The organism is Sporotomaculum syntrophicum, assembly GCF_009932395.1.
GTDB classification, from domain to species: domain Bacteria; phylum Bacillota; class Desulfotomaculia; order Desulfotomaculales; family Desulfallaceae; genus Sporotomaculum; species Sporotomaculum syntrophicum.
Window position 1 is genome coordinate 619555 of the sequence record NZ_LSRS01000003.1, and the last position, 9770, is coordinate 629324.

Below are 9770 nucleotides of genomic sequence, written 5' to 3' on the forward strand. Positions count from 1 at the left end.
ACTTGCTGATTTACTATATTTCTATTAGGCCTTCAAACACCTTCTTGACCTTCCCGGTCATATAAACCGTGTCGTCGGTGTATTTAACGAAAAGATCTCCGCCTTTTAGTTTCACCGTGATATATTCTTCCTTTTTGCAGTAACCATTGAGTACCGCCGCAACCGCAGCCGCACACGCGCTGGTACCGGCGGCTAATGTTTCACCGCTGCCCCGCTCCCAGACTCTCATTTTAATTGTATTTTTATTAATTACTTTCACAAATTCTGCGTTGACTCGTTCAGGAAACAAATCTGAGTATTCAAAGGCCGGACCTTCCACTTCAATTTTTACACGTTCCAGACTGTCGCAAAACACTACACAATGCGGGTTCCCCATAGAAACACAAGTTATGTGGTAATGCCTGTCATCAATTGCTACCGGCACATTTATTATCTCATGTCCAGGTAAATTAACAGGGATATATTTGGGTTCAAGCTCTGCATTACCCATATCCACACACACAGAATCAACCTTGCCGTTTTGCATATAAAGCTTAAGTTTTCTAATTCCGCTTACAGTTTCAATGGTTATTTCATCTTTATCCGTCATGTGATTGTCGTAAAGATATTTTCCAATGCAGGCAATAGCGTTACCGCTCATTTTACCTTCACTGCCATCCAGGTTAAACATCCGCATTTTGGCCTCGGCTCTTTCCGAAGGCAATATCAGCACAACCCCATTACCACCAATGCCATAATTCCTGTCCGACAAATGCACACTCAAGGATTCAGGACTATCAACGTTCTGGTCAAAACAGTTAAAATAAATGTAATCATTGCCGCAGCTCTGCATTTTCGTGAATTTTAGCTGTAGGGGCTCACTCCTCATATGGTTTATATCAACTAACTCGGTGCTTTGCTCGGAATATCTACTCTTGAGGCTGCCGGCCAGCGCATTGGCGGTATCCAGCGAGGTCAAGCAAGGAATTGACGCCTCCACCGCTTTGCGGCGAATTTTTACGCTGTCCAGCTTGGGTATGCGGCCCCTGGTCGATGTCGAAATAATATAATTTACCTTACCGCTTTCCAAGAGTGTTATAATATTGTCCTCTGCTTCGTGAATCTTGTTCACAGGAATCACATCCAGTCCGGCTTCCTCGATAATCTTCGCCGTACCATGCGTTGCGTATAAGTGAAAACCCATATCTGCATATTTTCTCGCAATGTCAACAATCTCCGGTTTGTCACGGTCACGTATTGTAATCAGCACCCCGCCTTGCTTAACCATCTTATAACCGGCAGCCACCAACCCCTTGTACAGTGCTTCATCGAGAGATTTGCCAATGCCTAAAACTTCACCCGTTGACTTCATCTCCGGCCCCAAATGCACATCTACATCGGTCAGTTTTTCAAAGGAAAAGACAGGTACTTTTACTGCGATATAAGGTGGTGTTTTAAAAAGTCCCGTACCATAACCCATATCCTTCAAGCTCTCACCCAATATCGCCCTGGTCGCAAGTTCCACCATCGGTACGCCGGTTACTTTACTAATATAAGGAATCGTACGTGAAGAGCGGGGATTGACTTCAATTACATAAATTTCACTGTTATGGATGACATACTGAATGTTGATCAAACCGTGCGTGTCTAAAGCCAGCGCAAGCTTCTCCGTATAGGCAATAACTCGTTCGATCAATTCGCCGCCGAGATTCCAGGCGGGATAAACCGCAATCGAATCGCCGGAATGGATGCCGGCCCGTTCAATATGCTCCATGATGCCCGGGATGAGGATATCCTTGCCGTCACAGATAGCATCGACCTCGATTTCAATACCGGAAAGGTATTTATCGATTAAGACCGGATTCTCAATATTGTGTGCGAGGATGATATCCATATATTCGAGAATATCTTCATCACTAAAGGCAATAATCATATTTTGCCCGCCGAGCACATAGGACGGGCGCATCAGTACAGGGTATTCGAGCTTTCTGGCTGCTTGTATCGCCTCTTCCCTGTTCATAACAGTATAACCCTGCGGGCGTTTAATCGATAAGCGCTCCAACAAAGCATCAAAGCGTTCTCTGTCTTCAGCAGCATCGATACTGTCGGCTGAAGTACCAAGGATCCTAACTCCCTGCGCTTCAAGAAACTTGGTCAGCTTAATAGCCGTTTGCCCGCCAAAAGCAACTACTACCCCGTAAGGCCTCTCGGTTTGGATGACATTCAGCACGTCCTCTTCCGTCAGAGGTTCAAAATATAACCGGTCGGCCGTATCAAAGTCGGTTGATACCGTTTCCGGGTTGTTATTAACAATAACGACCTCATAACCGGCTTTTTTCAAAGCCCAAACGCAGTGCACCGATGCATAGTCAAACTCAATGCCCTGGCCGATGCGGATAGGCCCGGAACCAAAAACAATAATTGTTTTCTTTCCGGTATTCCTGGCTGAGATAAACTGTTTGGCTTCATTGACCTGGTCATAGGTAGAATAGAAATAAGGTGTCTCAGCTGCAAATTCAGCGGCACAGGTATCCACCATTTTAAACGAAGCGACGAGCGGTTGCTCAATCTTGCTGCCGGAAAGCCTCTCAATGACTTTATCCGGATAGCCCAGCGTTTTCGCCCTTTGATACAGTTCCCGGGTCAAATTCCCACCTTGCAGTTCCGTTTCCAGCACCGTAAGATGAGCAAGCTTATGCAAAAACCACGGGTCAATCTTGGTTACTTCATGAATTAACGCACAGGATATGCCCCGTTTCAATGCTTCAAATATTACAAAGAGTCGTTCATCGTCACACCTAGCGAGCAGCTGCTCAATTTGCGTATCGGTCAGTTCCTTTAGCTTGGTCAGGTTTAGACTGTCGAGGGAAATCTCAGCCCCGCGCACCGCCTTCATGATGGCCTGCTCAAAGCTCGTACCGATGGCCATAACTTCCCCCGTTGCTTTCATCTGCGTACCAAGCGTGCGCCGGGCATATACAAATTTATCAAACGGCCACTTGGGGAGTTTTACCACCACATAATCAAGAGCCGGTTCAAAACAGGCGCAGGTCTTGCCTGTCACAGCATTCTGAATCTCATCAAGTGTAAAACCAATGGCGATTTTGGCAGCTACCTTCGCTATTGGATACCCCGTCGCCTTTGAAGCAAGAGCTGAAGAGCGGGACACCCTGGGGTTAACCTCAATAACTGCATACTCAAAACTATGGGGATTAAGGGCAAACTGGCAATTGCAGCCGCCCTCGACACCCAGCGCAGTGATAATATTTAGCGAAGCCGAGCGCAGCATTTGGTACTCCTTATCGGAGAGTGTCACCGCTGGAGCAATGACAATGCTGTCACCCGTATGCACACCAACCGGGTCAAAGTTCTCCATGCTGCAAACCGTGATCACATTACCGGCATGGTCACGCATTACCTCAAACTCAATCTCTTTCCAACCGGAAATGCACTTTTCAACCAATATCTGCGTGATAGGAGAAAGCCGTAACCCGGCAGCGGCAATGACGCGAAGTTCCTCTTCGTTATTGGCAATACCTCCGCCGGTGCCGCCCAGCGTAAAAGCCGGTCGAACAATAACCGGATAAGCTATCTCCTGGGCAAAGGCGAGTGCCGCAGGTACATCGTAAACGACCTGTGAGGGGATAACCGGCTCGCCAATGGACAACATCGTATCCTTGAACATTTTCCTGTCTTCTGCTTGATCAATGGTCGCAGGATTAGCTCCCAATAACCGCACACCGTGTTTTTCCAAAAACCCCTCTCTGGCCAACTGCATGGCAAGGGTAAGCCCCGTTTGTCCCCCCAGCGTTGCTAAAACGCTATCAGGACATTCTTTAATAATGATCCTTTTAACAGTTTCCACCGTCAGAGGCTCGATATAAATTTGGTCGGCCATAGCGTTGTCGGTCATAATGGTAGCAGGGTTTGAGTTTACCAATACTACTTCTAGACCTTCTTCTTTAAGCGCGCGGCACGCTTGCGTGCCTGCATAATCAAATTCCGCAGCCTGCCCGATAACGATTGGTCCCGACCCAATGACAAGAACCTTCTTAATGTCCCGGTTTAGCGGCATTTATTTCACTCTCCTCACCAAGTCAATAAATTGATCGAATAAGAATCCGGTATCCAAGGGTCCTGCTGCAGCCTCAGGATGAAACTGGGTTGAGAAAGCAGGCATATTTTGATATGCAATTCCTTCGCAGGTACCATCATTGGCATTCAGATGACTTAAATGAGCGTGGGCAGGTAAGCTATCGGGAACAACAGCGTAGCCATGATTCTGGCTGGTTATATAAACCCTGCCCGTTTTTAAATCTTTGACAGGCTGGTTGGCACCTCGATGCCCGTATTTAAGTTTAACCGTTTCTGCTCCCTGCGCCAGGGCCAGCAACTGATGCCCCAGGCAAATCCCAAAGATCGGCACCCCTGATTGAGACAGCTTTGCAAGCTCCACAATAATCTCTTTATTGTCGGCCGGATCACCGGGTCCGTTGGAAAGTATAACCCCATCCGGCGTTAAATCCAAAATTTCTTGTGCGGTGGTATCCGCCGGCACGGTAATAACCTCGCATCCACGCTTCAGCAACTCCCGGCGAATATTTTCTTTAGCCCCGAAATCCCACAAGACCACTTTGTGGCCTGTCGGAACCCCTTTAGCTATCGAAATCTCCTTTGTACTTACTGATTGCACAGCATCGATAATGCGATAGTTTTTAATTTCTGCCAGTACTTTATCCAGAGCATCCGGTGTTGTGGCAATCTTGGCGTTCATCACCCCAACCTCTCTGATGATCTTGGTCAGCTCACGTGTATCAATTCCGCAAACCCCAACAATATTGTGCGTCTTTAAAAAAGTATCAAGCTCACCCTCACTGCGGAAGTTGGATGGAACTTGACACCACTCTCGGACAATATAAGCTTTTAATTTGGGAGAAGAGCTTTCAAAATCGGAGGGAATAATACCATAGTTTCCTATTAACGGAAACGTCTGAACCACAATCTGCCCATAATAGCTGGGATCAGTTAAAGTTTCCAGATAACCGGTCATCCCGGTGGTAAAAACAATTTCGCCGACGACCTCCCCGGTTGCCCCAAAATACTTCCCTTTAAAAATTCGCCCATTTTCCAGTACAATATAGCCACTTTGGTGCATACCTGTTCCTCCATATTCCCGCTGCCTGCGGCAACTTATTATCTTACCGGTAAAACAAAAAAACGCACTTAAAACCTGGATAAAACCCGGTTTTAAGAGCGCCTTTGCTCGACAGGAACAAATTCCTTGTATTTTGTTTATACCGTGAACATTTGGTGACCCGGCCAGTTCAGTCAAAGTAATTATACATTTGATGAAATAAACGAGCAAGGAATAATTGAAAAATTTTTATGTAAATTAATATTGACATTGTCTAATTAGCTGATCTATAATTTGCAAAAGATCGGTTAAACATATTTTTAAAAAAACAGGCAACGACGCCTTTTGAGGTTATAAACTTAGCCTCAAAAGGCATTTTTTATTTTAACACAGGTTCTAACCCAATGCCGGGTAGTATAGGCAAAGTGGCCTATTGGAACCGCAAGTTCCTTTTATTGGAAGCAAGGACGCTTACTTGGAGCAATTATGCTCTAATAAGCGTCCTTTTTGTTTTTAATTAAGGGGGGGTGGAGTGTATTGGCAATGTATTGGTGAATGATTATGTTTTAAATGATTGGGAGGTAAAGTCGATGAAAAAGAGATTGGGCATAATCACATTATTGGTGGTAATGATGCTCTTTCTTTGCCCGGTGTTCGCCTGGGCTGTTGAAGAGGGCATCGATACAGGCGACACAGCCTGGGTTATTATTTCAACAGCTCTGGTATTTCTGATGATACCCGGAATATCCTTGTTTTACGGCGGTATGGTACGGCAGAAAAACGTGCTGAACACCTTGATGATGTCCTTTATCTGCCTGGGCGTTGTAACAATTCTGTGGCTTATCTATGGTTACAGCCTGGCTTTTGGGACCGATATTGGTAAGTTTACCGGCGACTTGAGTTACCTGGGGTTAAAAGGTGTAGGCCTGGAGCCAATCGGAACCATTCCGCACCGGCTGTTCGTAGTTTTTCAAATGATGTTTGCCATACTTACCCCGGCACTGATTACAGGAGCCATTGTAGAACGAATGCGTTTTCCCGCCTTTGTGCTGTTTTTAATGCTATGGACCACCCTGGTTTATGACCCGATTTGCCATTGGGTGTGGGGCGGTGGCTGGCTGATGCAGCTAGGGGCCCTTGACTTTGCCGGCGGTACCGTGGTGCACATTTCATCCGGTGTCTCGGCCCTGGTGGCGGCCCTTGTACTGGGCAGGCGCAAGGGGTACGGTACGGAGCCGATGGTACCGCACAATATACCTTGCGTGGTTTTGGGTGCGGCACTGCTCTGGTTTGGCTGGTTTGGCTTTAACTCAGGCAGCGCCCTGGCTGCCAATGGCCTGGCAGTTAGTGTTTTTTTAAACACACAAGTGGCCACCGGTGCAGCCTTAATGTCCTGGGTACTGGTGGAGTGGCTGCGGCATGGTAAGCCCACTATGCTGGGCGCGGCCTCAGGTGCTATTGCCGGACTAGTGGCCATTACACCGGCCTGTGCTTTCGTAAATCCAATGGGCTCACTGGCTATCGGACTTGTGAGCGGCGCACTTTGCTACTTCACAGTCAGCTACGTCAAAGTCAGAATGGGTTACGATGACTCCCTGGACGTGTTTGGCATCCACGGTGCCGGCGGTATATGGGGAGCCCTGGCTACCGGTCTGTTCTCCGTGGCCGAAGGTGCTGAAGGACTCTTCTACGGTAACGTTGCACAGTTTGCTATTCAAGCTTTCAGTGTAGTTACCACAGTAGTTTTTGCTTCGGTGATGACGTTTCTCATTCTGATGGCCGTTGGTACCGTTACCAGGCTGCGCGTTGATGATGAAGCCGAGGCAACGGGGTTGGATGTTAACGAGCACAGTGAAAGAGCTTACACATTTAATTGATCTGTTCGTTTATTTGGTATAAATATAACCTGAAAGGAAAGATGTTACAATGGTAAAAATTGAAGCTATAGTCAGGCCGGGGGTACTTGAGGATATTAAAGACAGCTTGTCAAAACACGGGATCAAAGGTATGACCGTAGCTCAGGTGATGGGCTGCGGGCTGCAAAAAGGCCGAAAGGAAGTCTACCGGGGCACGGAATACAGCATTAACCTGCTGCCCAAGGTAAAAATTGAAATCGTCGCCTCCGATAAGGACAAAGATGAGGCGATAAAATTAATTATCCAGGCGGCCAGAACCGGAGAAATTGGTGACGGTAAAATATTTATTACCAAGCTCGACGACGCAATCCGCATTCGCACCGGTGAAAAAGGCGATGCCGCTCTGTAGCCATTTGCCGCCTTACTGCATATTCTAGAGCAGTAAGGTTCAAGTAGATGCAACAGCGCAGCTACTTTTCACGGCAATGTAGCCCACCTTTTTGGTGAGCTACATTTTTTTTTGGCCATGCTGTACGTTGATTTTCATCATTATGGGAGGGATAGTATAATGTGCGGAATTACAGGCTGGATTGACTGGGATGAAGATCTAACCCGGCACCACTCTATACTGGAAGCCATGAACGAAATACAGTTCCACCGCGGTCCCGATGCAGGCAATACATGGTTTTCCAAACACGCTGCCCTGGGCCATCGCCGGTTGGTGGTGGTTGACCCGGCGGGTGGTGGTCAGCCCATGCTTCGCCGGCGCGGGGAGCATCTATATGTAATGGTATATAACGGTGAGCTGTACAATACCCTGGAACTAAGGCTGGAATTAATGTCCCGCGGGCACTCCTTTAGCGGGCATTCGGATACCGAAGTGCTGCTGTTATCGTACATTGAGTGGGGCGAGAATTGCTTACAGCGGTTAAACGGCATCTACGCCCTGGCTATCTGGAGCGAACAAGAACAGAGTTTGTTTTTAGCCCGGGACCGTCTGGGTGTTAAACCGCTGTTTTATACCCAGCGGGACAGCGCTCTGCTGTTTGGCTCCGAATTAAAATCGTTGCTGGCTCACCCGGCGGTACAGCCTGTAGTGGATGCCGATGGGCTGGCGGAAGTGTTAATCATGGGCCCGGGACGCACACCGGGTCACGGTGTATTTCGTAACGTAGCCGAGCTCAAGCCCGGACACAGCCTGGTGTATAACCGCAGCGGTCTGCAAATTAAGCGATACTGGCAGCTGTATAGCAGGCCACACGAAGACGACTTGAACACCACCACGGCCAAAGTGCGCGATCTTTTCTGCGATGCCGTTACTCGCCAGTTGGTGGCCGATGTGCCTGTTTGCACTTTATTATCGGGCGGGCTGGATTCCAGCGCCATCACGGCGGTGGCCGCAGGTGCCCGTAAGCAGGCCGGTGCAGAACAGCTGCATACCTGGTCTGTTGACTTTCAAGATAATGACCGGTATTTCCAACCCGACCTGTTCCAGCCAAATAGCGATGCCCGGTGGATACAGCGTGTATCAAAAGACCTGGGAACCGAGCATCACGAGATTATCCTTGACACCCCTGAGCTGGTGGATGCACTGGCAGCCGCTGTGCGGGCCCGGGATTTGCCCGGCATGGCCGACGTGGACGCCTCGTTGTATCTTTTTTCCCGCGCCATTAAGCAATTGGCCACCGTTGCCCTGTCGGGTGAATGCGCCGATGAAATATTCGGCGGCTACCCCTGGTTCCACAATCCCCAGGCTGCGGCTGAAGGCACCTTTCCATGGCTGCGGGGACTGGCTGAGCGCGTGCACATGCTGAACCCGGAAATAATTGACCTGCTGCACCCCGAAGAGTACGTAAGCCGGCGTTATCAGGAAACCCTGGCCGATATGCCCCGCCTGCCGGGCGAAGATCCCGGTGAAGCTCATCTACGGGAACTTATGTATCTAACCATAAACTGGTTTATGGCTACCTTGCTGGACCGCAAAGACCGGATGAGCATGGCCGTAGGTCTTGAAGTGCGCGTCCCTTTCTGTGACCATCGCCTGGTAGAGTACGCCTGGAACATACCCTGGACTATGAAAAATTACGGCAACATGGAAAAGGGTATACTACGCCGGGCAGTGGCCGGCTTGCTGCCCGAGGATGTACTCAACCGGCGTAAAAGTCCTTATCCCAAATCTCATCACCCTGCTTACCTGGAGGCAGTGCGGAGAGTGACCACGGAAATACTGGAGGACACCTCATCGCCACTGCTGCCGCTGATTAACCCGGATAATGTCCGCCGCATGATCCAATCCACCGGCTCATTTTTTAAACTGCCTTTTTACGGCCAGCTGATGACCGATGCACAGTATTTTGCTTATTTAATTCAGGTAGATACCTGGCTGAGAGAGTACCACGTACAAGTAAATTAAATAAAATAAAATAAACACAAAAGTGCCACAATGTTATACCCTGGAGGTTACAACATTGTGGCACTTTCCATAGGATCAGAAGTCGAGTAGATGCGCACCTCTTAAACTTTAGGGGACACTTTGTTTTCCCGGTTTCTCCCCGTTTCCTCTGGGAGTGTCACAATATTTGCCCCATGATTTAATTGGTCACGCACCCCTCACAGAACCGGACGTGCAGCTTTCCCGCATCCGGCTCTTCACACTGCCATTTACATTATGTAGCCGATACTTTTCCTTAGTTCATAGATATTAACGTATATTTTGGGCTTGGGTAACCGGTATTTAACCAGTAGTTTCGGGAAATTGCTCCAGTTATGGCTTCTCTTCTGGCTTCGTCTGTTTAAATTTT

At 48.3% G+C, this 9770-nt stretch carries 5 protein-coding genes; 3 read left to right on the forward strand and 2 right to left on the reverse strand.

Translation table 11 applies throughout. The annotated features are described in order from the left end of the window. Positions 1-13: 13 nt before the first annotated feature. Together carB and SPSYN_RS08025 are read right to left on the reverse strand one after the other, a co-directional pair. A complete protein-coding gene (gene carB, locus SPSYN_RS08020; protein WP_161821938.1) occupies positions 14-4054 on the reverse strand; it encodes a carbamoyl-phosphate synthase large subunit in 4041 nt (1346 codons plus the stop codon). Continuing rightward, complete coding sequence (locus tag SPSYN_RS08025; protein WP_161821939.1) at positions 4055-5134, reverse strand: carbamoyl phosphate synthase small subunit; 1080 nt, start codon at positions 5132-5134, stop codon at positions 4055-4057. It abuts the gene before it with no gap. Positions 5135-5703: 569 nt separating this feature from the next. Between SPSYN_RS08025 and SPSYN_RS08030 the strand changes: the two genes are divergently transcribed. The 3 genes from SPSYN_RS08030 (at position 5704) to asnB (ending at position 9382) form a co-directional block, all read left to right on the forward strand. Next, positions 5704-6990, forward strand: a complete 1287-nt coding sequence (locus tag SPSYN_RS08030) for an ammonium transporter (RefSeq protein WP_161821940.1) — start codon at positions 5704-5706, stop codon at positions 6988-6990. Positions 6991-7039: 49 nt separating this feature from the next. Continuing rightward, positions 7040-7378, forward strand: coding sequence for a P-II family nitrogen regulator (locus SPSYN_RS08035; protein WP_161821941.1), 339 nt, complete (start codon positions 7040-7042; stop codon positions 7376-7378). A gap of 159 nt (positions 7379-7537) precedes the next feature. Beyond that, on the forward strand, positions 7538-9382 hold the full coding sequence (gene asnB, locus SPSYN_RS08040) for an asparagine synthase (glutamine-hydrolyzing) (RefSeq protein WP_161821942.1): 1845 nt from the start codon (positions 7538-7540) through the stop codon (positions 9380-9382). Positions 9383-9770: the final 388 nt, after the last annotated feature.